The organism is Ochrobactrum sp. C6C9 (assembly GCF_022627935.1).
GTDB classification, from domain to species: domain Bacteria; phylum Pseudomonadota; class Alphaproteobacteria; order Rhizobiales; family Rhizobiaceae; genus Brucella; species Brucella teleogrylli.
On sequence record NZ_JABXGB010000041.1, the window covers coordinates 1 to 23,447 of the forward strand.

Here is a 23,447-nt window from a genome sequence, read left to right on the forward strand (position 1 = left end):
GCCCGGGCATTCGTAGAAGCGGGCACGCCCGGCGGCGCGGGAGTGGACGCTGCCGTTTTCGCTGACGAGGAGGCACATTTTGCGAGCTTTCTCGGCAGCCGCTCGGCGATCGGCGCTCTGGATGAAGATGAGATCGATATCGCCCGCAACCTTACGACCGGGGAGACGCTCCGCGAGGCGCTCGCCGACGCTGGCCTCGCGCATCTTGATCGGCGAGCCATCGATCCGTCCCGGTATCTCGGCTATCTTGAAGCCCATATCGAGCAAGGCGACGATCTAGAAGCGCGGGGGTTGAAGCTCGGCGTCGTCACTTGCATTGTAGGCATTCACCAGTACCGCGTGCGGTTTTCGGGGGAAAGCAATCATGCGGGTACTACTCGCATGGCAGTTCGCCGGGACGCCGGCGTGACACTGGTTTCCTTTGCCCACGCAATCGACGAACGGTTTCGGCAACTGGCGGCGGAGCGTACCGTCTGGACGGTTGGCAACATCAGGCTTGATCCCGGCCAAGTGAGCATCATCCCAAATCATGCAGAAATGCTGCTGCAGGTGCGTGATGCCGACCCGGCCGTTCTTGCTCGGATGCGCGTGGCACTGGAGGATCTGGTCGCGATTACAAGAAAGACGGGACCTTGCGAGGTCGAGCTCGAACTTCTGGCGGAGAGCGAGCCGCACGAGATGAACTCCAATTTCCAGGATACGCTCGAGAGCGTCGCCTCCCGTATGGCGCCGAGGCAATGGCAGCGTATGCCGAGCGGCGCCGGACATGATGCTCAGATTCTGGCGCGCATCATGCCAGCGGGCATGCTGTTCGTTCCCAGTATCGGCGGCGTTAGCCATCATGTCGACGAAGACACACAGGAAGACGACATCGTACTGGGCTGCGAGGTTCTGGCTGCAGGTTGCTGTCAAATTCTTGAAACCAATGGTGAAGCAACATGAAGAAGTTCGGTCAATTCGTCGTAGAATGCCTAGCCCATTACGGTGTCGAGTATGTTTTTGGCATTCCGGGGGTACATACACTCGAGCTCTACCGTGGGCTCACGGGCAGCGGAATTCGTCACGTAACCCCTCGACATGAACAGGGCGCAGGCTTCATGGCAGATGGATACGCCCGCGTTTCCGGAAAACCCGGAGTTTGCTTTATTATCACAGGCCCCGGCCTCACCAACATCGCCACTGCGATGGGCCAAGCTTACAGCGATTCTATCCCCATGCTGGTCATTTCGACTGTGAATTCCGCAGGCGCATTGGGATCGGGGGAGGGCCACCTACACGAGCTGCCTGACCAACGCCAACTCATGCGTCAGGTGACGGCTTTTAGTCATACCATTCATGACCCGAACGAATTCGAAACGGTCCTTGCACGCGCGTTTGCTGCCTTCGATTCGTCACGCCCTAGGCCCATTCACATCGAAATACCCGTCGAAATGCTTGCAAGGGAGGTAGATTTTGTGAGGCCATCTCATGATCGCGTTTCGACCGCGCCTCCCACAGCGCATGCGAAAGCAATCATCGAGGCCGCGCAGTACTTGAACAATTCGCAACGTCCGCTCTTAATCGCAGGCGGCGGTGCAACGGGAGCAGCGCAGGAAATCGACGACCTCGCCTCTCGTCTGAAGGCACCTGTCTTGATGACAATTAACGGCCGTGGAATTCTGGCGGCCGGACACCCGTTGGGTCTATCGGTCAGCGCAGCGAGTCTAGCGGCACTGGACCTGATGGAGAGGGCTGATGTCATTCTTGCTATAGGAACCGAACTTGGTCCGACTGACTTCGATAAAACGCTGAAGTCCCGCCGTTATCTTGGTGAGAAGCTCGTAAGGATTGATATCGATCCGGAACAGCTGATGCGGTCTTTGCGACCCGCGATCCGGCTCGTCGGCGACAGCAAGGCTACAATAGAGGCTCTAAACGCGGCAGTGCAACCGCGCGAGGCTGATGGCTGGGGCCAGACGGCGGCTTCAAGTGCCCGGGACGCCCTAGCGAGCGAGCTAACCGCTGCCCAGCGGGTACAAATCAAAATGCTCGAAACACTTCGCGACACACTTCCAGGCGTCGTGATCGTCGGGGATTCTAACCAGCCAGTTTATGCGGGTTGCATGGGCTTCGAGGCTGCGGCTCCAAGAACTTTTTTCAATTCTGCAACAGGCTATGGGACATTGGGCTACGGACTCCCGGCAGCTTTAGGGGCAAGAATCGCCGCTCCCGAACTGCCGGTCGTAGCACTCATGGGCGATGGCGGATTGCAGTTCACACTAGCAGAACTGGGAAGTGTGACAGAGCAGGGTGCGCCGATGATCTTGGTCCTCTGGAACAACAACGGTTATCTTGAGATCGAAAAGGCCATGGTGCGCGCGGATATCGATCCGCTCGGCGTCAGGATTTTTACACCCGATTTCAAGTCAATCGCTACGGCGTTCGATTGGGAGCATGAGACGGCAAGCAACGTCACCGAACTCTCGAAGATCGTTAGGAACGCGGCCGTAACAAGAGCGCGTATCGTCGTCGAACTCGATGAGGGGGCCTTTCGTCTCTGAGAGGCTCAGAGTAAATTGCCCGCGGTTTGTACAAAATCCCGCTACTTGGGAAAGCCGGGGGTGATAAGCGGGAGGGGAAGCACTGCCCTTAAAGTCAAGCGCGCCCCTCCTGTGCGGATGTTGGTGAAGCGTACGTCTGAGCATCCTGCGGACAGATTGACCACCACGAGCGATGATTTGCCCCTTTTTCAAGGTACTATGCTCGTGCTTGGGTGGGTTCTCATCATCCTATCCTCGATGAGGCTGTCCTCATGTCGGGGGATTAGAGCTCGGAAGCGTCAACAATGCTGCTAGCTCGACAAGCGTGCCGCGATGTCCGATGACGATGGAGGCGACACGAGCGCCCTTTTTGCGCTGCCTCCGCCAAACTTTGTCGTGCGGTAAAGCGTGCTAGGAAGGCGCCGTTTAAAATGTCCCCGCACTGGTGGAGCCGACGACCACGGCGGTGCAACGTCTCAATCCGTCGGATAGCCCGGGCTCGTTCATCACAATGTCCCTGCACCAAGTGGTCGCTTTAGGGCCAGGATCGCCGAAATGAAGTGTGTTGTCCGTCACTTGCCGGATTTACGGCGTTTTGACCTAGGGACCGCTGAATCTCCAGCGAAGCCAGTCGGTTCCGATGACCGAGACATAGTAGACTGTCCAACCGTGTGGAGAGAGGAGGCGAGCGTACTAGGCTGTGTTCAGGCCGTCGCCGGCGAAGGACTGCATGATGCCGTCATCCTTCGATTTCCTTTCGAGGTTCGAGACGATGCGGCGTGCCGTTTTTCATGACCTGCGCCCTTCGGAAGGGGGATGCACGGTTCGCCAGTGTGAGGCGATGTCGATGCGACGTGCCACCCAGACGTCTTCGAGTGTCGTGACGTAGTCGAGAAAGCGCTCAAGATCGGCGGCACGTCCGGGCTTTCCAGTAATCCGGCAGTGAAGGCCCACATTCATCATCTTCGGCTGAGTCCGCCCCTCCTTGCGCAGAAGGTCACAAGCCCGTGTCAGGTATGTGGCGAAATCCTGTGCCTGGAGCCCGAAGCCGTTGACGTAGCGCCCGTCATTGTTATCGAGTGTGTAGGGCACCACAAGTTGAGGCTCGCCATTGTCGCTGACCCAGTACGGAAGGTCATCGGAAAAGGAATCCGAATCGTAAGCGAAACCGCCGAGTTCGGACAGGATACGACGGGTATTCATGCTCATCCTGCCAGTATACCAGCCTTGGGGCCGCTCGCCAGTGGCTTCCGTGTGGATGCGGATCGCCTCCAGGATCTGCCGGCGTTCCTCGGCTTCCGGCATGTCGGCATAGTTAATCCACTTCAGACCATGCGAAGCGATTTCCCATCCAGCATCCTTCATGGCGGAGACTGCGGCCAAATTCTTTCGCAGAGCGTTGGCAATGCCGAATACGGTGACAGGAAGACCACGCTCCGTCATAAGCCGATGCAGCCGCCAGAACCCGGCGCGGCTCCCGTATTCATACTGGGATTCGACATTGATATTACGCCTCCCGGCAAGCGGCAAGGTCGGCTCTTCCGTGAGGAAGGCCTCTGAGCCGCCGTCGCCGTCGAGGACGCAGTTTTCGCCTCCTTCCTCGTAATTGATAACGAACTGGATGGCCAGCCTTGCGCCGTTCGGCCACTGCGGGTCAGGCGGTCGGCCGGCAAATCCGAGCAGGTTGCGCCGGGGGGTGAGAGGTGATGTGGACATCCCGACCTCCTCAATAGGCCAAGCGATGAAGGCCGGCTGCGAGCACTTCGATGCCGGCGACGATGTCTTCGATGGATGAATACTCGTCTGGGGTGTGGCTGCGCCCGTCCTTGCTGCGTACGAAGATCATCGCCACCTTTGCAATCTTCGCCATTTGCTGCGAATCATGACCGGCACCGCTTGCCATCAGCATCGTCGGCACTCCCTGCATATCCGCCGCGGCCCTAAGCGTCGAAACAAGCATCGGATCAGAAGGGCAGGCCGGGTGGTCAATCATAATCTTCCAGCTGATCTCCAGGTTACGACGCTTCGCCACCTCCCGCATGAAGGCTTCATGGGTGTCGTAGAGTTTCTGACACAGATCCGGATCGGGGTGGCGCGCGTCCAGCGTAAAGGTTACGCTATCAGGGATGATGGCCGTAGCGTTGGGTTTCACTTGCACACGCCCGACCGTCGATACTGCGGGACGGCCCCATCGATGGGCAGTATCGACCACGCCTGCGGCAATCTCGGCGAAACCCGCCATGGGATCGCGGCGCAGGTCCATCGGGAAAGCGCCGGCATGGTTCTGGGTGCCACGCAGTTCGATTTCGTAATGTCGGATACCGGTAATGCCGGTCACCACCGCAACCGGTAGGTTCGCGTGTTCAAGGATCGGACCCTGCTCGATATGCAGTTCGATGAAACTGTCGATATCGGCGCGCCTGGCCTCCGGAATGAGCGCCGGATCAAGGCCCACCTCTCGCATGGCGCTGGCGATCGTCTCGCCGCCGAAGCCGATGGTAGTCTGCGGATCGTCGGGCCGGGTGCCGCCCGTGATAGCGCGCGAACCCCAGAAATTAGCGGAGGGAAACCGGCTCGATTCCTCTTCGCAGAACGCGATGCATTCCAGCGTGTGCTTCGGCTGGCCGAACTGTTTCTTTAATGCCTTGAGCGCAATCAGCGCCGCGAGTGCACCGAGAATGCCGTCGTAGCGCCCGCCAGGGGTCTGCGAATCGATGTGTGAACCCGAAACGATCGACTTGCCCGGCTCGCTGCCTTCCAGACGCCCCCACACATTGCCGACACTGTCCATCTGCGCGATCAGGCCGGCCTCCTCGCACCAGCGGGCGTAAAGCTTCGTCGCCTCCACCCATTCCGGGGAATAGACCGTGCGAGAGACCCCGGTTCCGCCGTCGGATCCGTGCTGGGCCATGTCGAGAATCAGTTTCTCGACGAAGTCAGGGTCTATAGTGATGCGGGGAGTGGCCGACATTATTGTCTCCATTGACGTAAATCAGGGCTTGTGGCTTGGCATGGGGTAAGAACGCCCGTCACCTCCAGTTTAGCAGGAGGGCGCGCTCGGCGGCTCTTGGGAGGAGGGACTTCCGGGAACAGTTAGGGCTTCAGTGCAAAGATCTGGATCTCGACGAGCAGGCGGGGATCGGCGAGCGGCGCCTCCACGCAGGCCCGCGCGGGCGCGGCATCTGGCGCAACCCACAGGTCCCAGACGCTGTTCATAGCATCGAAATCCGCGCCGTGCTTTAGCCAGATATATGCATGGGTGATAGCGGCCTTACCGGTGCCGACCTCGGCCAGTAAGGCATCGACGCGGGCGAGGATATTGGCGGTCTGTCCGGCAACGTCTAGGTCGCGATCAGAAGATACCTGCCCCGCAAGCACGACCATGGTGCCGCTCAGCGGGAATTCAACGACCTGACTCATACGATTGCTACTGTGGTGACGGGTGATGGACATCCAAATTCTCCTGTTGATGTGCGAGAGTTCCAGCTTTCACGGGCGGATGGGGAAGACGCGGGGCGACATCGCTTCGATGGAGCGGCCGGCCCAATCGCGCGCCGGCGCGTTGGAGATGACCTCGCGTTGCGCCCTGCGCAGCATTTCGATGTCTTCTTCAATGTCGAATGCAATCAGCTTTCCGTCGGCGACTAGCCTCACCCCGTCCACGTAGACATCGCGGATCGCACGGTCGTTTGCCGAATAGACGAGGCTCCGCAACGGATCGTAATCGGGCTGCATGTAGGGATTGGTCATGTCGACGATCGAAAAATCTGCCTTGCATCCGGGGGCCAGCCGACCGAGATCGGGCCGGCGTATTATGTCGGCGCCCCCGGCTGTCGCAGCCGTGAAGGCCTCCGCCGTGCTAGCAGCGGTAAAGCTGCCTGCTACGATGCGTCCCGCGTAGCAGGCCATCCGCAATTCATCGAGCATGTTGTGCGGGAAGGTATCCGTGCCGATGCCACATCGAATGCCAGCCTGACGGTAGCGGTGCAAGGTGTTCATGGCGATGCCACGCCGGGCAAAGACCACCGGGCAATGGGCGACTTGGGCACCGCTGTCACGCAGGACCAAGAAGTCGTCCGCATGGGGATAGTGCAGGAAAGGGTGATCGTTGAGAAAAATTCCGTGCCCGATGACGGTATCCTCGCCAAGCGCCCCGATCTTGCCCAGCCAGCCGATCGGCGTTTCGCCGTAGCGCTTGAGGATCTCTTGGAATTCGATGACGGATTGGGCAGCGTGGATCTGGATCGGCTGCCCCCGCTCGCGCGCCGCTGCCAAAGCATCGAGAATCTGCCCCTCGGTGCAGGTATCGACCTGGGCTGGCGCGATGAAACCCTGGATGCGACCGCTGGCATGGGCGGACGCTTCGTCCGCCGCCGCAATCGCCTCGCGAAGCAGACGGTCGCCGCGGGCAATATCCAGATCGTAGCCGACCGAATGCCCGTCCTTGGTATACCAGGGACCTGAGCGGAACATCGCCCATAGAACCGCCCGGATACCCATTGCGGCATAGTCTGCGGCCCATCCTTCCCTTGCGCCGCCAAGATCGCAGATCGTCGTGACACCGCTCTTCAGCAGTTCAGAAACCGCTACGCGGCAGGCGTGAGGCGCATATTCGGGAGCAACGTTGAAGACGGGCATGAACTCGTAGAGCGAGCTTTGCCCCAGTTTCGGGCTGCCGAGTTCCTCGAGCATCCCCTTCCAGCCGGGTTCATGGCCGGGATGGCTGTGGAGATTGACGAAACCAGGCATGACCATGCGCCGTCTGCCGTCTATCTCAGTATCGAATGGGCCGTCGTATGACTTGCCCACATGCACAATGCGATTTTCGGTAAAGGCGAAATCGCTATGGTTCTCATAGACATGCGATGCGTTTTTGGGATCCCAGGCAACCAGCCATTCGCAATTGCGAATAACGGTAATCAATGGCTTCGTTTCGGTCATTTGCATTCCGTATAAAGAATGATGTTCTGTAAGAGGAAACGATAGCCACTTTCGTTATTTTGTCAACCAAGTAATCTAGACGTTGCGCTCTCGAATTACGCCAGAAATTTGTCTTGACAAACGGCTGCCACATCGCAACCATGGTCTTTATCCAGAATACTGTTCTATGTACGGAACGCATGATGACTGCCATAGACAAAGTTACAAAAATCATTCGCCGTGCCCACTGCGTGGTCTCCTGGGATGACGAACAGGGCGGGCACGTCTATCGGCGCGACGTGGACATCGCCTTCGGTCGATCTATCGTGGCGGTCGGCCACGATCTCGATGCCGACGGGGCAGAGGTGCTGGACGGGCAAGGCTTTATGGTCATGCCCGGGCTGGTCAACACCCATTCGCATCCCGGAGAGGAGCCGCTGAATAAGGGGCTTTGGGACGAGGTCGGCAGTCCCGGCTTCTATAATACCTCCCTTTACGAATATCTGATGGTTCTCGACCGCGATCTGGCCGGTACGCAGGCAGCATATCGCGTCGCCCTCGCCGAATTGCTGAGGAGCGGCGTCACGACGGTCTGCGATCTCGCGGTGCCGACGGAGGGGTGGCTGGACGTGATCGCCGCGACCGGAATCCGCGCTTGTATCGCTCCGATGTTTCGCCAGGCGCGCTGGGTGACGGACAACGGACACAGGTTGAATTACACCTGGGACGTTGCGAGGGGACGCGCAGGCTTCGAGCGTGCCCTTGCCGAAATTGCGCAGGCGGCGCGGCACCCCTCAGGTCGGCTCTTTGGTATGATGGCACCTTCCCAGATCGATACCTGTGACGAAGAACTGCTGCGGGATGCTTATGCGGAGGCCGTCCGCCTCGACATTCCGTTTCAGACCCATGCGGGGCAATCGCTTACCGAGTTTCACGAGATGACGCGCCGACATGGACTGACGCCAATCGGCTTCATGAAAAAGATCGGCATCCTGTCCGAGCGTACAATCATCGGGCACGGCATTTTTCTCGATCATCATCCTTGGGTGCATTGGCCGAAGACCGACGATCTCGACAGTATCGCGAGCGCTGGCGCGACGATTGCCCATTGTCCGACGGTTTTTGCGCGGCGCGGGATCATGCTCGACCATATCGGATTGTACCGGCAGCGGGGCGTCAATCTCAGTATCGGTACCGATGTCTATCCGAACAACATGCTGGATGAAATGCGGCTTGCGATCTACGCTGGCCGGCTCATGGCTGGCAATCCAAGGGATGCGACGCTTGCCGATGTTTTCGCCGCCGCCACGGTTGGCGGGGCGAAAGCGCTGCGCCGTCCCGATATCGGCCGCATCGCACCAGGCGCCAAGGCGGACCTGGTGATGGTGGATTGCCATGCACCCGTGATGCAGCCCTGCAGGGATCCCTTGCGCTCTCTCGTCTTCTCTGCCTCGGATCGCGCCGTCCGCCATGTCTTCGTCGACGGCGGACAGGTCGTGAAGGATGGCGTCGTGCTGACCGTCGACGAGGCGGAAGCGGCAGCAGCCCTTCACGAGGCCCAGTGCCGCGCCGTCACAGGCGTGCCGCGCAACGATTGGGCGGGCCGCACCATCGACCAGCTCGCTCCGCCCTCGCATCGTTGGGCGTGACCAACCGTCTTATTGAAAGGATATCTTCTCATGATCACCAACTCCCAAGTCCGGGCTCTGCCGGACAGCACGCATTGCAGTCCGGATCGCAAGCCATGAGCTCGCTTAAGGAACATGTGATCATTGTTACCGGCGCCGCGCGCGGTATTGGCAAGACAATCGCCGAAACAGTTGCGCGCCAGGGCGGCCATGTCGTCGTGACGGACATCTTGGCGGACGAAGCGAAGGCAGTGGCGGCTGGCATCACTGCGTCCGGAGGATCGGCCACGGCCTTAACCCTGGACATCACCCGGCCAGAAGACGCCGAGGCTGTCGCCGGAAAGGTTCTCGAACGGTTCGGCCGCATCGACGGTCTCGTCAATAACGCGGCCCTGGATGCGCCCCACGGCCGCGCCTGGGAGATAGGCACGGCCGAGTGGAGGCACGTGATTGAGGTGGATCTCAACGGGGCCTGGTATTGCTCTCGCGCCGTCATTCCTGCCATGCGGGCACAGCAGCGCGGCCGGATCGTGTTCATCAGTTCGATTGCCGCCCGCCTGGGCTCGCCGCACCTGTCGCCCGCCTATTCCACAGCCAAGGCGGGCTTGATCGGACTGACCCTCTCGCTTTCGGCCCAGCTCGAATCCGACGGCATCCTAGTCAACGCCATCACGCCGGGGCCGACCGGTAACACGGGCGCCGCCTATTCCGAGGCCAGCCGCAAGGCTTATCTCGATGCGCATCCGCTCGGCTTCGGCGGACCCGAGCCAATCGCCAATGCGGTCGCGTTCCTCCTGGGGCCTGGATCAGACTGGACGAGCGGCGCGGTCATGAATGTCAGCGGCGGACATTTCAGGGGAATCTGACCATGGCCACAGTAATAACGAGCGGATCAAAAAAGTCATACGCAGGTGAGCAAAACGCGGTTCGCTTTCGCGGCGTGAACAAGCATTTCGGTCAAGGCGCCCATGCGCTAACGGTCATTCGTGATCTCAACCTGACGATCGGTAAGGGCGAGTTCTTCTCTCTGCTCGGCCCCAGCGGGTGCGGCAAGACGACGGCCCTGCGCATGATCGGCGGATTCGAGCACCCGAGCGAGGGCGATGTGCTGCTTGATGGCGAGAGCATCATCGGCGTGCCGCCATACCGGCGCGACGTCAACATGGTCTTCCAGTCATATTCGCTGTTCCCGCATATGGACGTCTATGAAAACATTGAGTACGGACTGCGCCGCAAGAAGATCCCGCGCCAAGAACGGCGCAAGCGGATTGCTGATGTCGTCGGGCTCGCCCAACTCGACGACTACGTCTCGCGGCGTCCGAACCAGTTGTCCGGGGGCCAGCAGCAGCGCGTCGCGCTCGCTCGCGCTCTGGTCAATCGGCCGAAGGTACTGCTACTGGACGAACCACTCGCGGCGCTCGACGCGAAGCTTCGCGGTACTATGCAGGAGGAACTCCGCCGTATTCAGCGCGAGGTCGGTATCACGTTCGTTTTCGTCACCCATGACCAACAGGAGGCTTTTGCATTATCGGACCGGGTTGCGGTAATGCGCGCGGGCCGTCTGGAGCAGGCCGGTACGCCGCTGGAACTTTACAACAAGCCCGCCACTCGCTTCGTCGCCGATTTCGTAGGTCAGTCGAATTTCATCAGCGGACCGGTTTGCACCACCACGCGTTGCCTTCTCGAACTTGGTCAGGAAGGCGATCGCGTCTTTCTACCCGCTGAAACGCCCCGCACGACGGCCACGATTGTCGTTAGGCCGGAGCAAATCGCTTTGCATGCGGACCGGCCAGAATTGCAGGGTGAAAGCCTCTCCCGCCTCGCCGGGGTTGTGAGTGAAAACACGTTTCTGGGTTCGAAACACGTCCTCCGGATCAAGACATGTCTGCCGGAACCAATCCTAGTCGAAACCAGCCAAGGCGCTGCGAGTGCACTGGCGCCGGAACCGGGCCGTTCGCTCTGGCTCTCGTGGAGGTCCGGTGACGGCGCGCTGCTCGCCGACTGAAGCGCCAAGACCATTCCCCGATATCGTCGTGGACGCGCGCATGTGCATCCGCGATCCCTCCCGCTTTGTCTTCGAAGATGCAGATGCGGGCAAAAGCAAAGCCGGGGCAACCGGTTAACCGTCACTGAAACCTTAGAGGGACTCTCCATGACTGATAATCACAACGACATCCGCGTGCTTGCCTCTGCGGACTGGACCCGGCGCAATTTCTTGCGCCTGGCGGCCTTTGCCGGAGGGGTGGCCGCCTTGTCCATCAACGGAGTTGCTATCGCAGCCGACGAGGGGGATCTGGCCGAAAAGGCGCACATCCTCAAGGGTGATGCCGATCTGGGCGACACGCTATTCATCTATTCCTGGGCGGACTACGTCAACCCGGACGTGCTCGATGCCTTTTCCAAGGGCGCCGGTCCGCGCATCCAAGTCGCCACTTTTGATTCCGTCGAAGCGGCGATCGCAAAGCTGGAAATCGCCGGCGGCTCCGCCGGCTACGACATCGTTGTCGTTGGCGATGCCTATGTGGAACAGATGATCAATCGTAAGCTGATCCAGAAGCTAGATCATTCGAAACTTCCTAATCTTGGAAATTTGCGCGACGAATTCCACAAGCTACCGTTCGATCCCGGTAACCGGTACACGGTCATGAAGAATTTCGGCACGATCGGCATTCTCTATAACAACACCGTTATCAAAGAGCCGATCAAGAGTTGGGACGACTTTTTCCGGATTGGTGCCTCCGAGGTTGCGAGCCGCCGTCTCTCCGTCCTCAACGACCAGCCGAGTGTTCTCGGCCTCGTCTTCTGGCGCGAAGGCAAGGACTACAACACAGGTGACGAGAAGCGCCTGACCGAAGCCAAGGATGTATTGATGAAGGATCTCATCCCGCATTTGAAGGCTTTCGACGCGAATCCCGTCCAGGGCCTGCTTAACGGCGACTATGTGCTTAGCCAAGGCTATCTCGGTAGCTCGCGCCATATTTTCGAGCAGGATCCGGACAGCTACACGTGGGTTTATCCGGAACCGCAATGCGTGCTGTGGAGTGACCACTACGCGGTGCCCTCCGGTTCCAAGAACACTGCAGCCGCGCATGCTTTCATCAACTACATGCTGGATCCCGATGTTGCCGCGGCCGAAGTGGCTCATATCGGATACGACACTGGCGTGAAGGGCGTGATTGAGAAGCTGCCTGACGACCTCGTGCGCAAGGACATGATCGTATTTCCTGAAGGGGTCACCGAGCGTTTGGTCTACCAAAAGGTGGAAGGCTCCAATCCCACGCTGCGCATCCAGATCTTCAACGAGCTGAAGGCCGCGGCGGCGCGTAATTAGAGTGAGGTCAGCACGGGGCCCTTGTGGGTCGACCCAATACACGAACAGCACCAGCGTTCAGGCGATCTCGCCTGAACGCAGAATGTCCCGTCAGATGGCGGAATCGCCATCCGTCGTTTTCCAAGTAGTTTAAGGGAGACCCGCGAGTTGACCTCGATATCTGATCAGGCGAATGCATTGTCCGCCCCCGGAGGCCGGAAGGCAGCAAGCTTCGGCTTCGCCGTGGTGCTTCTGCCATTCTTGCTTTACGCCGTCTTTTTCATCGCGCCCGTGGTCCTGATCGCTATTCAGAGCGTCACGCCCTATGTGGTCGGCAGCAATGGAGGCCTTTCCGCAGCCGGGGGTATGACGTTCGACAATTACACTGGCGTCTTCTCTCAGACATTCCGCTCTGTCTTTGTCGACAGTCTGCGCTATGCGCTGACGGGGTCGCTCTTATGCCTTTTGATTGGATATCCGGTGGCCTATTTCATTAGTACTCGCTGCTCAGAACGGCTAAAGCCCTGGTTCCTGGTACTGGTCATCCTGCCATTCTGGACGAGTTACCTGCTTCGCATGCTGGGCTGGCGCATTCTTCTTGGCGCGAATGGCGATATTTCCGCGGTTCTCCAGAGCCTGAACCTGCTTCGCCCTGGCCAGGGCCTGCTCTTCACCCAAGCGGCAGTCCTGCTCGGGCTGGTCTACAATTTCCTCCCGGTAATGATCCTGCCGATCTATGTGTCGATAGAGCGTCTCTCGCGCGATCACCGGGATGCGAGCCGTGATCTCTACGCTCGACCCTGGCAAACCTTTCTTAGCATCACCCTGCCGCTCACTTATCCCGGTATCATGGCTGGCATGACCGTAGTCTTCATCATGATGACCGGTGACTACGTGACGCCGGAACTTATGGGCGGCGCGAAAGGCATGATGGTGGGAACACTGATCTATTCACAGTTCCTGCAGGGGGAAAACTGGCCGCTGGCCTCCGCCATGTCGCTCTCGCTGGTCTTCGTCCTAGTTGTCGCGGTGGTGGCGATGACCACCGTAGGGTCGGGGCTCCAGCGGGTTCCAACGCTTTGGAGAAAGGCTACCCGATGAGCAAGTTCGGCATACTCCCCGCAAAGTCTATCCTGCTTGGCGCGTGGTCGCTGACAGTCGTCTTCTTCCTGTTGCTGCCCATCGTGACGGTCCTGATATACTCATTCAACACTGGCAATTATTTGATCGCGTGGAAGGCAACGGGGTGGCGCTGGTACTGGCGCATTCTCGAGGACGGCAATATCCTCGCCACATTGCGTACCAGCCTAACCGTCGCAATTCTTTCAACGCTTCTCAGCATAGTCGTCGGAGGAATTAGCGGCCTGATTCTTGGGCGCCGGCCGGCGGCCATTGCCTACCCCCTGAGCCTGCTGTTGCTCACAATTATTTCCTTTCCCGAGATTGTGAAGGCGGTCGCCTATCTGATCTGGTTCGTCAAAATCGACTTGCAGATCGGAATCATGCGTATAGCCATATCTCATGCGCTCTTCGGCAGTGCCATAGTCGCGTTCATCGTCCGCGCGCGGCTTTCTGGAATGGATGGCAAGATTGAGGAGGCATCGGCCGATCTGGGCGCCACACCCATGATCACTTTCTTTACCGTGACGCTTCCGCTGCTCATGCCGGCTTTTCTGGTCGGTGGTCTTCTCGCCTTCACGCTGTCCTTCGACGACGTGATCGTCTCTTTGTTCGTTGGCACGGCCAACAGTACGACCTTGCCCGTCTATATTCTTGCTTCTGTTCGACAGGGCTTGAAGGGCGATATCGCTGCCGTCTCGGCTGTGATGTTCTGTCTCACGATACTCGCCTTCACTTGCGCGGGCATCTATCTCGCCCGCACCGGCGCATCCCGCCGAGACACCGTTCTGATGCTCGCGGGCCAGAACGATGCGCATGCCGGACAATAACCTTTTCGCAAAAGACTGGAGAAATACCGTGACCACCGAAAAACCCGTTGCCCTTGTAACTGGCGCAGCCTCCGGCATTGGAGCCGCCACGGCGAGCGATCTGCTTGGAAAGGGCTACATTACCTATGCGCTCGACAGGGACGGCGCGATGCTGTCCAACCTTGGACCCTCTGCCAACCTGCGATGCCTTACGGTGGACGTCGCGGACGAGGAGGCGCTGGCCGCGACTGTGCAGCAGGTGATTGAGGCGGAAGGGCGGCTTGACGCCGTCGCTGCGGTGGCCGGCGTCAGCCTGACGGCGTCACTGACGGAAACACGATCTGAGGATTGGGACGCCGTGCAGCGGGTCAACCTGCGCGCCGTCTATTTGTTGGGGAGGCTGACGGCACCGCATTTGGAAGCAAGCGGCGCTGGCTCATTCGTAGCCGTGGCTTCCGAACTCGGCACCGTCGGCCAACTCGGCCTTGCAGCCTACGGCGCCGCCAAAGCTGGCGTGATCAATCTGGTGCGGGTTATGGCGCTGGAATACGCGACCCGCGGTGTGCGCTTCAATGCGGTAGCGCCCGGCGGCGTCGACACGCCGATGATGGAGAGAGAACAGAAGCGGCTCGGCCTGACGGTTGAAGAGGCCGCGCGCAACATTCCGATGGCCCGCCTTGCCCGGCCATCCGAGATCGCGTCAGTCGTCGCCTTCCTCCTCGGACCCCAAGCATCCTTTGTCACCGGTGCAACGTTCGTGGCCGACGGCGGATACACCGCGCGATAATCGCAGGGCGTGCCGTTGGAAGGCACGCCTGCCATAAGAGGAAGGAATTTGCGCATGGACGCAGTTATTCAAAATGGAACGGTGGTGACGGCGAGCGATATGTTTCTTGCCGATGTCGCGACCAGAGACGGGAAAATCACGGCGATTGCTGACCGAATCAAAGCGCCGCCGGATGTGCGTGTCATCGATGCGCGTGGCATGCTGGTCATGCCAGGGGGCGTGGATGTCCATACGCACCTTCAGACGCCAGGACTGCTAGCTGATACCGCCGATGACTTCTTCACGGGAACCGTGGCCGCGGCGCACGGGGGCACGACGAGTATCGTTAATTTCTGCCCACAGGTCCGCGGACAGGGTCTTCTGGCTTCGCTGGCCGAACATCGCCGGCTCGCCGACCCGAAAGCGGTCATCGATTTCGCACTCCATAGCATCGTTGCCGATCCGTCGGAGAATACCTTGTCCGAACTTGGCGCTCTGCCAGCCGAGGGCGTGACCAGTTTCAAGCTGTTCATGGCCTACAAGGGTGACACGATGGTAGATGACGGTACCATGATCCGGGTGTTCGACGAAGCGGCGCGGCGCGGGGTCGTCGTCATGGTTCACGCGGAAAATGGCGATGCGGTAGAATTCCTGCGTGATCGCTTTGCCGCCGAGGGCAAGTTTTCGCCCCGTTATCATGCGCTCAGCCGCCCCCCACGCGTCGAGGCCGAGGCGACCAATCGCGCAATTGCGCTGGCGGAGATCGCCGGCGCGCCGCTTTATATTGTTCATGTCAGCTGTGCGGAAGCCCTGGAAGAAGTGCGGCGCGGGCGGGCACGCAACGTCAATGTGCGGGCGGAAACCTGTAGCCACTATCTTCATATTACCGAGGAGGTTTTCGATCAGCCGGGTTTCGAGGGCGGCAAGTACATCTACACGCCGCCTCCGCGCGCCGTCGGCCAGCCGGATATTCTCTGGGAGGCATTGAAATGTGGGGACCTGCAGGTCGTTTCGTCCGATCACGGGCCTTTCATGTTCAAGGGCGGCAAGGACATCGGCAAGGACGATTTCCGCCTGATTCCCAATGGGGCTCCGGGTATCGAAGAGCGCATGGCGCTTGTCTGGCAGGGTGTGGTGCGAGGCTTGCTGACCCCGAGCCGTTTCGTCGATATCGTCTCGACTACGCCGGCAAAACTGTTCGGCCTCTACCCCGCTAAGGGCACGATCGCGATCGGCACCGATGCGGATATCGTGGTGTGGGATCCAGCCATTGAGCACCGGCTCAGCGTGGAGTCGCTTCATTCGGCGGTTGACTACACGATGTACGAGGGCAAGCTGATCAGGGGCGGGGTCCACACGGTCCTGTCACGTGGGGACGTCATCATTGAGAACGGAATGTTCAGGGGCGCGCCTGGGCGAGGCCGCTATATCATGCGCCAGCCCGCCAGCAGGGGCGCGGCGAGCGGTTAGCTTCAGGAACCTGTGTTTCACCGTCCGCCAAAAGCTGGGGCTGCTGGTGGCCGCGCCAGCGTATCGCGATGAATGTCGCGTAGCGCCACGAGCATTTCATGCGCGACCGATTGCTCCAGCGGCAGGAAACGATCAATCATGAAGGAGCAATTGAAGACATAGGAGACCTCGCCGTCCCGATCGAAGATGGGCAGGGCGATCGCCATGATGCCTTCGGTGAATTCACCTTTGCTGACGGCATAACCTCGGCGTCGGGTTGCTTCGATGCCCTCGCGCACATCTTCTTCTGTTAGGGGGCTGCGCGAGGTGTAACGGGTTGGCTGCCAGTTTTTGAACCAGGCATCGATACGCTCTGGTGACTGCCACGCTAGGTACGCCCGCATTTGCGCACATGCGTCACGCGGAAAGCGATGCCCCACAGGGAATGACAGTTCCATACTGGTTGGGCCGTTGAATTTGTCGATAACGATGTATGTGCCGTCATTCATTGGCTGGGTCAGAAGGCAGGGTATATCCACACGGTGAACAAGCGCGGTGAGATTACGGCGGACCGCATCCAGGACCGGTGAATTGAGTAAGCTGGAAGCGCTGGTGAAAATGCCGGAATGCAAGCGGTAGGTTTTAGAACGCTTATCGTATTTTAGCCATTCGAAATGCACCAGTGTCTTGAGAATGGAATGGCAGTGGGTTTTTGAAATACCGAGCGCGGCGACGATTTCCGCCAAGGAGGCTTCGTGCGGCGCTGTTCCGTTCAAGTACTGGAGTATGGCAATAGTGTTTTCCAGCGCGGGCACCAATCCTGGCCCGCGGCGCGAGGGTTGCTCGGCGATATGCGGGCGTAGCAACCAGTGCTCGCCATCATGAAGCAGCTCGGCACCCGACGAGCGGGTGTCTTCTTTGGAATCAGGCATTTCGCTTCGTTCTCCATAAGGAACGACTTCCTTCGCATTAGTACATTTCGGATTCAAGCCAATGCGCGAAAATTTTTCATTTGGAGCCGTTCGGCGGCAAATCTAATAAGATAGTCAACTCCAAAAATAGAGTAGCCTGCATTTAATTGCGAACGTTACAATGATGTAGTGGGATGATGCGAGGAGCGAAAAGTTGCTGAAATCCGGAACGGAACTTTTAATGATCCCAGGGCCGACAACACTGCCTGGTGCCGTCGTTCAGGCACTGTCACGGCCTGCGACCGATATCTATCATGGCCCGCTGCACGATGTTTCGCTGGACTGCCTACAAGGTCTCTCAGAGCTGTTCGGCACCAGTGAGCGTCCCTATATTTTTACAGCCAACGGTCACGGTGGTTGGGAGGCGGCGCTTTGCAACACGCTCAGCCGTGGAGACCGCGTCCTGGCACTTGAATCCGGTCTTTTTGCTCCTCATTGGGCTGAGACCGCGCAGAAGCTTGGACTCAGCATCGAGATTCTTCCGGGGAGTTGGAGGCGAGCGGTCGACTGCGAAGCCCTGAAGGATCGGCTTCGGGCCGACACCAACGGTAGCATCCGCGCGATCCTTACAACGCAAGTTGACACCGCGACGGGTGTCCTCAACGATATTCCGGCGATCCGCGGCGCACTCGACAGCGCCGGCCATGACGGGCTGCTGATGGTGGACTGCATCGCCTCGTTGGGGGCTACGAATTTTCAATTTGATGCTTGGAAAGTAGACGTTGCGGTGGCGGCTTCTCAAAAGGCGCTTATGTCTCCGCCCGGGCTCGCTTTCCATGCCGTAAGCCCGAAAGCGCGCAAGGCACATCTCATGGCCGGTCTTCGAACGAGCTACTGGGACTGGTCGCTGCGCGACCGCGCTGACCATTACTTTTGGCATTCCGGCACGCCGCCCGTCAGTTTATTGTTTGGGTTTCAAGCGGCAATCCGGTTGATCCGGGAAGAGGGACTAACAACGGTAATTGCCCGCCACGCTGCGCTCGCCAAGGCGGCGCGCGCAGCGGTGGATCGTTGGAGCTTAACGGGAGGCGTTGAACTGAACGTGTTGACGCCCAGTGAACAGGCTACGGCCGTAACCGTCATGCGCGTGCCTGACGGCACGGCGCGGCCTCTTGTCGACTACTGCAAACAAACGTTTGGCGTCCTTTTCGGTGAGGGTATCGGTGCCTTGGAAGGCATGGCAGTTCGGATCGGACACATGGGTCATGTCGGTGCACCGCAGCTTATAGGCGCCTTGGGGTGTCTTGAACTTGGCATGCGCGCCATTGGCGTTGCCTACAGACCCAGCGGCATTGAGGCGGCGCTTGTCGAGCTTGAAGGCCTCTCCAGGCAGAAACCGCATCCGGCTGCCGTTCCGATTGTAGAAATTGCAACTCAGAAGAGAGGGGTTCTATAATGAAGAAGTATTTGGTCCCGGTGCTGCTTTGCGCGGCATTTTTCCATGCCAGTGCGGCACCGGCCGCCGAACAGCCAGCTATGCCCGATCGCATAGCGACCGCAAAGAAGGTACGCATTGCCGTTAACGCCGGGTTTCCGCCAATGGAGATGCGCGATCCAACGAGCAACGAGCTCATTGGCTTCGATATCGATTTCGGCAATGCAATCGCAGCCGAACTCGGGCTTGAAACGGAATGGGTTGATGGAGCGTTCGAGCAAATGATACCAGCGCTCGTGTCAAAACGGGTTAACTTGGTAATGAGCGGCATCTCCGACCTCCCGGAGCGACGGGCGACCGCCGACTTCATCGACTACCTGAAGTCAGGGACTCAAATATACGCAATGACAGAGGGGCCGCTCTCAGTGCCTTCCGACCTGTGCGGCTATACTGCGACGGTCAGTCTGGGAACGTCTATGCCGGACGACCTAAAGAAATGGGCCCAGAAGACCTGTGACGATAATGGCAGGCCGCCGTTGAAGATCATTCTCGACAACAATCTCGGCCAGCAGATTATTAATCTTAAGCAAGGACGGGCTCAAGCCGCGGTGCAGTCCTTAGAGGGTATTGATCTGATCATCGAACAGGAGAAGGGGGCTATGAAGCTGGTCGGTGAACCAATTCATGTCACCTTCCAAGGCATCGCCTTCCGCAAGGAAGACACGGTGCTTCGCGACGCTTTCTTTTGGGCCGCCAAGCGCAAGTTTGAGGACGGCACATATGCGAACCTTCTTGAGAAGTGGAAGCTGACCACAGCCGCCTATCCGACACCAACAATCAATAAAGATCCGGAGTGACGACCGTGACCACGCAACATCGTAGCCTAGGAGCGGTTGATGCTGGGTCAGCCCCCTTTCCGACTCTTGATATCGCCCAAGTCGTTCGTATCAGACGGTTCCGTCCGCTACGATTGTTGATGGGCGCACTCGCCATTGCCTTTGTGGTATTCGTTGTCAAGGCCTTTGCGAATGCAAAGATCGACTGGAGCGTCGTAAGGGAGTACCTTTTCGCACGAATTACGTTCTTCGGCCTTGGTCTCACAATTCTGATGACTGTGGTTGCCATGATGATCGGATTGTCGGTCGCGGTGTTGCTTGCCGTCGGGTTTGGTTCTCAAAATCCCGTCAACCGTTGGATCTGCAAGTCGTATGTCTGGCTTTTTCGCGGAACACCGCAGCTCCTCCAATTGCTGCTGTGGTACAACCTAGCCCTAGTGTTTCCGGTGTTGGGCTTTCCAGGGTTCGGTTCATGCCAGACCGTCGATCTGATGGGGCCCTTCGCCGCAGCCGCTATTGGTCTCGGTCTCAATGCGGGTGCTTACATGTCAGAGATCATTCGTTCGGGGCTACTCTCAGTGGACACTGGACAGTATGAAGCGGCCAAAGCAATTGGCATGACCCGAAGCAAGGCCCTAAGGAAGGTCATCTTCCCTCAGGCAATGCGCGTCATCATCCCTCCACTCGGGAACGAATTCATCGGACTGACGAAAAATACGTCGCTTGCGAGTATCGTTGGCTTTGGTGAGCTGATCTTCGTCATGCAGTCGATCTATTTTTACAATTTCAAGGTGATCGAAATGCTGCTCGTGGCGGCGTTCTGGTATCTCGTAGTTACGTCGATCTTGTCGGTTGGGCAGTACCAGCTGGAAAGGCGGTTCGGGCGTGGCTTCAGCAGGGGAGGGAGGCATTGAACATCGTTTCAGCGGCAAACCTTGCGAAGAGCTTCGGAGCGTTCGAAGTTCTCAATGGCATCAATCTTGATATTGCCAAAGGGGAGGTGGTTTGCATCATTGGTCCCTCAGGTTCGGGCAAGACAACATTCCTAAGGTGCATCAACCAGCTGGAGGCTATCAGCAGCGGCGCGCTTTGGGTAAACGGTGAGCTTGCAGGCTACCGCGTTGTCGGAGAACGCATCCTGCCGCTCGACGAGCACGAGATTGCTCTCCAGCGCCGCGCGACGGGGATGGTCTTCCAACGCTTCAACCTCTTCTCTCATCTGACCGCCGAGCAGAACGTTGCTCTCGGGCCGGTCGAAGTGTTAGGACAGGTTCCGGCCCAGGCAGCTGCAACAGCCAAGGACCTTCTCACCCGCGTGGGTCTCGGCCATAAATTCAATTCCTATCCATCCGAGCTCTCCGGCGGACAGCAGCAGCGGGTGGCGATCGCCAGGGCGATGGCGATGAACCCCCAAGTTCTTTTGTTTGACGAGCCCACTTCCGCACTTGACCCGGAACTGGTGGGTGAGGTCCTCAAAGTCATGAAGGAGGTAGCAATGACTGGGATCACCATGGTCGTTGCGACCCACGAGTTGAATTTTGCCCGGGAAGTATCGGATCGGGTAGTCATCATGGCAGATGGCCGGATCCTTGAATCCGGTTCGCCGGAGCAGATACTCACTAGCCCCCAGGAGCCACGCCTAAAGACCTTCCTGAGTGCCATCAGCGGAACGCGTGCCACGAGTGGAGACTTAGATGCGCAATCAACGTAAATTCTATATCAACGGACAATGGGTGGAACCTGTTAAGTCCCGCGACCTCGAAGTGATTAATCCCGCGACGGAAAAGCCGATTGCGGTCATCTCCATGGGGTCATCCGCCGATATCGACCGCGCCGTTGCCGCCGCCAAGGCCGCTTTCCCAAGCTATAGCCGGACCTCGCTTGCCGAGCGCATCGCACTGCTCGAAAAGTTGCTCGCCATCTACAAGCGCCGCTACGACGAGATGGCGCGCACCATCACGCTGGAACTCGGCGCGCCGATCACTATGAGCACCGAGCAGCAGGCGGATGTCGGACTGGGACATCTGCAGGCCTTCATCGACGGACTGAAGCGGCTGAAGGCCCGCGAAGTGCTGCCGAACGGTGACGTCGTGCGTCGCGAGCCGATCGGCGTCTGCGGGCTGATCACGCCGTGGAACTGGCCGATCAACCAAATTGCGCTCAAGGTCGTGCCGGCGCTGGCGACGGGTTGCACCTGCATCCTGAAACCGTCGGAGTTCACACCGCTCAACGCGCTCCTCTATGCCGAGATGGTCGAGGAGGCCGGTTTCCCGGCGGGCGTCTTCAACCTCGTCAATGGTGACGGCATCGAATGCGGTTCCACCCTTTCGAAGCACAAGGACATCGACATGATGTCCTTCACCGGCTCGACCCGCGCCGGCATCGCGGTCAGCAAGGACGCGGCCGATACGGTCAAGCGCGTGACGCTGGAACTCGGCGGCAAATCGCCGAACCTTGTTTTCGAGGATGCCGATCTGGAAGATCGTGTCGTGGCGAGCGTGCACGAGTGCTTCAACAATTCCGGCCAGTCCTGCAATGCGCCGACCCGCATGCTTGTGCAGCGTTCGGTCTATGACAAGGTGGTGGAGATTGTCGAGAAGGCCGGCAAGGAAACTGCAGTCGGTAACCCCGAGGAGGAGGGCAGCCATATCGGGCCGCTCGTTTCCGATATCCAGTTTGGTCGGGTGCAGGCATTGATCGAGGCCGGCGTTGCCGAAGGTGCTCGCATACTGGTCGGCGGCCCCGGCAAGCCGAAAGGGTTCGAGACCGGCTATTTCGTCCGTCCGACGATCTTTGCCGATGTTAACAATGACATGCGCATCGCCCGCGAAGAGATTTTCGGGCCGGTGCTGGCGATCATTCCCTTCGATACCGAGGAGGAAGCGATCGCGATCGCCAACGACACGGTCTATGGCCTAGCCGCCTATCTCCAGACGGGGAATGCCGAGCGTGCCGAGCGCGTGGCGGCGCGGCTCAGGGCCGGCATGGTGCATATCAATGGCGGGCCACACCGCTACGGTAGTCCCTTCGGCGGCTTCAAGCGATCCGGCAATGGCCGCGAAGGGGGCACCTTTGGGCTGGATGATTTTCTCGAAATCAAGACCATCCACCATCCATCAGAAATGTAACTCCCTCGCAGTCTGTCATTCGGCGTGGAATAAGGACCCCTTGCTAGGGGTTATCGGCATCCAAACGGGACCCCTTATTAGAGGGTAACATGACCTTCGGTTTTCAATCGGAGGTTATCTATTTGGATGCTTGTAGTGGAGACGATTTCAAAGATACGTCGGCTTGCGCGTGTGCAAGGTAGATCGATCAAAGCGATCTGCCGTGAGTTGGGCATATCGCGGAAAGTTGTGCGGAAGGTTCTGCGCAGTGAAGAGGCGGAGTTCAAATACGAGCGGTCCCGTCAGCCTCAACCAAAGCTGGGTCCCTGGCGGGATCATCTCGATGGAATGCTGCTGGCCAATGAAGCCAAGCCGTCGCGTGAACGGTTGACGCTGATCCGGATATTCGAGGATTTGCGCGATCTGGGCTACGATGGTGGTTATGACACGGTCCGGCGCTACGCCCGCACCTGGGCGAAGCAGCACGGATCCGTGACAGCGGAAGCCTACGTACCCCTTTACTACGCACCGGGCGAAGGTGTTGTGACGTTAACTGGGCTGCAGTTGCCTGCCTGACGGTTTGGGCGTAAATTTTGGCGATGCAGACATCAGATATCATCTTCAAGCGTCACCGTTTT

The 23,447-nt window shown here is 58.9% G+C and carries 20 protein-coding genes and 1 pseudogene; 16 read left to right on the forward strand and 5 right to left on the reverse strand.

Annotated elements, in window-relative coordinates:
• Together HWD97_RS21720 and HWD97_RS21725 are read left to right on the forward strand one after the other, a co-directional pair.
• A partial coding sequence (locus HWD97_RS21720; RefSeq protein WP_371835569.1) for a hydantoinase/carbamoylase family amidase occupies positions 1-942 on the forward strand: 942 nt, incomplete at its 5' end.
• Positions 939-2,540 carry a 5-guanidino-2-oxopentanoate decarboxylase gene (locus tag HWD97_RS21725; RefSeq protein WP_371835570.1) on the forward strand — a complete coding sequence of 534 codons (1,602 nt, stop codon included), beginning with the start codon at positions 939-941 and terminating at the stop codon, positions 2,538-2,540. The genes HWD97_RS21720 and HWD97_RS21725, both read left to right, overlap by 4 nt.
• A 768-nt stretch (positions 2,541-3,308) precedes the next feature.
• Here the strand turns inward: HWD97_RS21725 and puuE are convergent.
• The 4 genes from puuE to HWD97_RS21745 form a co-directional block, all read right to left on the reverse strand.
• A complete protein-coding gene (gene puuE / locus HWD97_RS21730; RefSeq protein WP_109365678.1) occupies positions 3,309-4,235 on the reverse strand; it encodes an allantoinase PuuE in 927 nt (308 codons plus the stop codon).
• A gap of 10 nt (positions 4,236-4,245) precedes the next feature.
• Positions 4,246-5,490: a hydantoinase/carbamoylase family amidase gene (locus tag HWD97_RS21735; protein WP_109365679.1), complete on the reverse strand. Its 1,245-nt coding sequence runs from the start codon at positions 5,488-5,490 to the stop codon at positions 4,246-4,248.
• A gap of 122 nt (positions 5,491-5,612) precedes the next feature.
• On the reverse strand, positions 5,613-5,972 hold the full coding sequence (locus HWD97_RS21740) for a RidA family protein (RefSeq protein ID WP_109365680.1): 360 nt from the start codon (positions 5,970-5,972) through the stop codon (positions 5,613-5,615).
• 36 nt (positions 5,973-6,008) lie between these two features.
• On the reverse strand, positions 6,009-7,460 hold the full coding sequence (locus HWD97_RS21745) for an amidohydrolase family protein (protein ID WP_319080919.1): 1,452 nt from the start codon (positions 7,458-7,460) through the stop codon (positions 6,009-6,011).
• Between the two features lie 179 nt (positions 7,461-7,639).
• Here HWD97_RS21745 and HWD97_RS21750 point away from each other — a divergent pair, with 179 nt between their 5' ends.
• From HWD97_RS21750 to hydA, 8 genes are all read left to right on the forward strand, one after another.
• The gene (locus HWD97_RS21750) at positions 7,640-9,088 is read left to right on the forward strand and encodes an amidohydrolase family protein (RefSeq protein ID WP_109365682.1); all 1,449 of its coding nucleotides are present in this window, start codon (positions 7,640-7,642) and stop codon (positions 9,086-9,088) included.
• Between the two features lie 95 nt (positions 9,089-9,183).
• Positions 9,184-9,933: an SDR family NAD(P)-dependent oxidoreductase gene (locus tag HWD97_RS21755; RefSeq protein ID WP_109365683.1), complete on the forward strand. Its 750-nt coding sequence runs from the start codon at positions 9,184-9,186 to the stop codon at positions 9,931-9,933.
• A 2-nt stretch (positions 9,934-9,935) separates the two neighbouring features.
• Positions 9,936-11,072: an ABC transporter ATP-binding protein gene (locus HWD97_RS21760; protein ID WP_109365684.1), complete on the forward strand. Its 1,137-nt coding sequence runs from the start codon at positions 9,936-9,938 to the stop codon at positions 11,070-11,072.
• Between the two features lie 147 nt (positions 11,073-11,219).
• A complete protein-coding gene (locus HWD97_RS21765; RefSeq protein ID WP_109365685.1) occupies positions 11,220-12,398 on the forward strand; it encodes a PotD/PotF family extracellular solute-binding protein in 1,179 nt (392 codons plus the stop codon).
• A 147-nt stretch (positions 12,399-12,545) separates the two neighbouring features.
• A complete protein-coding gene (locus HWD97_RS21770; RefSeq protein ID WP_109365686.1) occupies positions 12,546-13,478 on the forward strand; it encodes an ABC transporter permease in 933 nt (310 codons plus the stop codon).
• Positions 13,475-14,326 (forward strand): ABC transporter permease, encoded by an 852-nt coding sequence (locus HWD97_RS21775; RefSeq protein WP_109365687.1) that lies wholly within the window; start codon positions 13,475-13,477, stop codon positions 14,324-14,326. Before HWD97_RS21770 ends, HWD97_RS21775 begins: the two co-directional genes overlap by 4 nt.
• Positions 14,327-14,354: 28 nt before the next feature.
• Positions 14,355-15,092, forward strand: a complete 738-nt coding sequence (locus tag HWD97_RS21780) for an SDR family NAD(P)-dependent oxidoreductase (protein ID WP_162699606.1) — start codon at positions 14,355-14,357, stop codon at positions 15,090-15,092.
• 54 nt (positions 15,093-15,146) lie between these two features.
• Positions 15,147-16,541, forward strand: a complete 1,395-nt coding sequence (gene hydA / locus HWD97_RS21785; RefSeq protein WP_112808358.1) for a dihydropyrimidinase — start codon at positions 15,147-15,149, stop codon at positions 16,539-16,541.
• A gap of 17 nt (positions 16,542-16,558) precedes the next feature.
• Here hydA and HWD97_RS21790 read toward each other — a convergent pair whose 3' ends face one another.
• A complete protein-coding gene (locus tag HWD97_RS21790; RefSeq protein ID WP_109365690.1) occupies positions 16,559-17,452 on the reverse strand; it encodes an IclR family transcriptional regulator in 894 nt (297 codons plus the stop codon).
• A 193-nt stretch (positions 17,453-17,645) separates the two neighbouring features.
• On the opposite strand from HWD97_RS21790, the gene HWD97_RS21795 reads away from it, so the two are divergent.
• The 6 genes and pseudogenes from HWD97_RS21795 to HWD97_RS21820 form a co-directional block, all read left to right on the forward strand.
• Complete coding sequence (locus HWD97_RS21795; protein ID WP_244597017.1) at positions 17,646-18,887, forward strand: alanine--glyoxylate aminotransferase family protein; 1,242 nt, start codon at positions 17,646-17,648, stop codon at positions 18,885-18,887.
• Positions 18,887-19,723, forward strand: a complete 837-nt coding sequence (locus HWD97_RS21800; RefSeq protein ID WP_319080923.1) for an ABC transporter substrate-binding protein — start codon at positions 18,887-18,889, stop codon at positions 19,721-19,723. Before HWD97_RS21795 ends, HWD97_RS21800 begins: the two co-directional genes overlap by 1 nt.
• A 119-nt stretch (positions 19,724-19,842) precedes the next feature.
• Positions 19,843-20,616: an amino acid ABC transporter permease gene (locus HWD97_RS21805; RefSeq protein ID WP_371835571.1), complete on the forward strand. Its 774-nt coding sequence runs from the start codon at positions 19,843-19,845 to the stop codon at positions 20,614-20,616.
• Positions 20,613-21,413 (forward strand): amino acid ABC transporter ATP-binding protein, encoded by an 801-nt coding sequence (locus HWD97_RS21810; protein ID WP_109365694.1) that lies wholly within the window; start codon positions 20,613-20,615, stop codon positions 21,411-21,413. The genes HWD97_RS21805 and HWD97_RS21810 overlap by 4 nt, the downstream gene beginning before the upstream one ends.
• Entirely contained in the window at positions 21,397-22,830 is a 1,434-nt protein-coding gene (locus HWD97_RS21815) for an aldehyde dehydrogenase family protein (protein ID WP_109365695.1), read from the forward strand. The genes HWD97_RS21810 and HWD97_RS21815 overlap by 17 nt, the downstream gene beginning before the upstream one ends.
• Positions 22,831-22,956: 126 nt before the next feature.
• Positions 22,957-23,346: pseudogene (locus HWD97_RS21820) on the forward strand (IS21 family transposase); the annotation flags it as partial.
• Positions 23,347-23,447 lie beyond the last annotated feature (101 nt).

Coding starts and splice junctions, on each gene's coding strand:
- HWD97_RS21725 (WP_371835570.1), top strand. CDS start 939: ATGAAGAAGTTCGGTCAATTCGTCGTAGAATGCCTAGCCCATTACGGT.
- HWD97_RS21760 (WP_109365684.1), top strand. CDS start 9,936: ATGGCCACAGTAATAACGAGCGGATCAAAAAAGTCATACGCAGGTGAG.
- HWD97_RS21745 (WP_319080919.1), bottom strand. CDS start 7,460: ATGACCGAAACGAAGCCATTGATTACCGTTATTCGCAATTGCGAATGG.
- HWD97_RS21815 (WP_109365695.1), top strand. CDS start 21,397: ATGCGCAATCAACGTAAATTCTATATCAACGGACAATGGGTGGAACCT.
- HWD97_RS21805 (WP_371835571.1), top strand. CDS start 19,843: ATGGGCGCACTCGCCATTGCCTTTGTGGTATTCGTTGTCAAGGCCTTT.
- HWD97_RS21735 (WP_109365679.1), bottom strand. CDS start 5,490: ATGTCGGCCACTCCCCGCATCACTATAGACCCTGACTTCGTCGAGAAA.
- hydA (WP_112808358.1), top strand. CDS start 15,147: ATGGACGCAGTTATTCAAAATGGAACGGTGGTGACGGCGAGCGATATG.
- HWD97_RS21790 (WP_109365690.1), bottom strand. CDS start 17,452: ATGCCTGATTCCAAAGAAGACACCCGCTCGTCGGGTGCCGAGCTGCTT.
- HWD97_RS21800 (WP_319080923.1), top strand. CDS start 18,887: ATGAAGAAGTATTTGGTCCCGGTGCTGCTTTGCGCGGCATTTTTCCAT.
- HWD97_RS21740 (WP_109365680.1), bottom strand. CDS start 5,972: ATGTCCATCACCCGTCACCACAGTAGCAATCGTATGAGTCAGGTCGTT.
- HWD97_RS21775 (WP_109365687.1), top strand. CDS start 13,475: ATGAGCAAGTTCGGCATACTCCCCGCAAAGTCTATCCTGCTTGGCGCG.
- HWD97_RS21765 (WP_109365685.1), top strand. CDS start 11,220: ATGACTGATAATCACAACGACATCCGCGTGCTTGCCTCTGCGGACTGG.
- HWD97_RS21755 (WP_109365683.1), top strand. CDS start 9,184: ATGAGCTCGCTTAAGGAACATGTGATCATTGTTACCGGCGCCGCGCGC.
- HWD97_RS21750 (WP_109365682.1), top strand. CDS start 7,640: ATGATGACTGCCATAGACAAAGTTACAAAAATCATTCGCCGTGCCCAC.
- puuE (WP_109365678.1), bottom strand. CDS start 4,235: ATGTCCACATCACCTCTCACCCCCCGGCGCAACCTGCTCGGATTTGCC.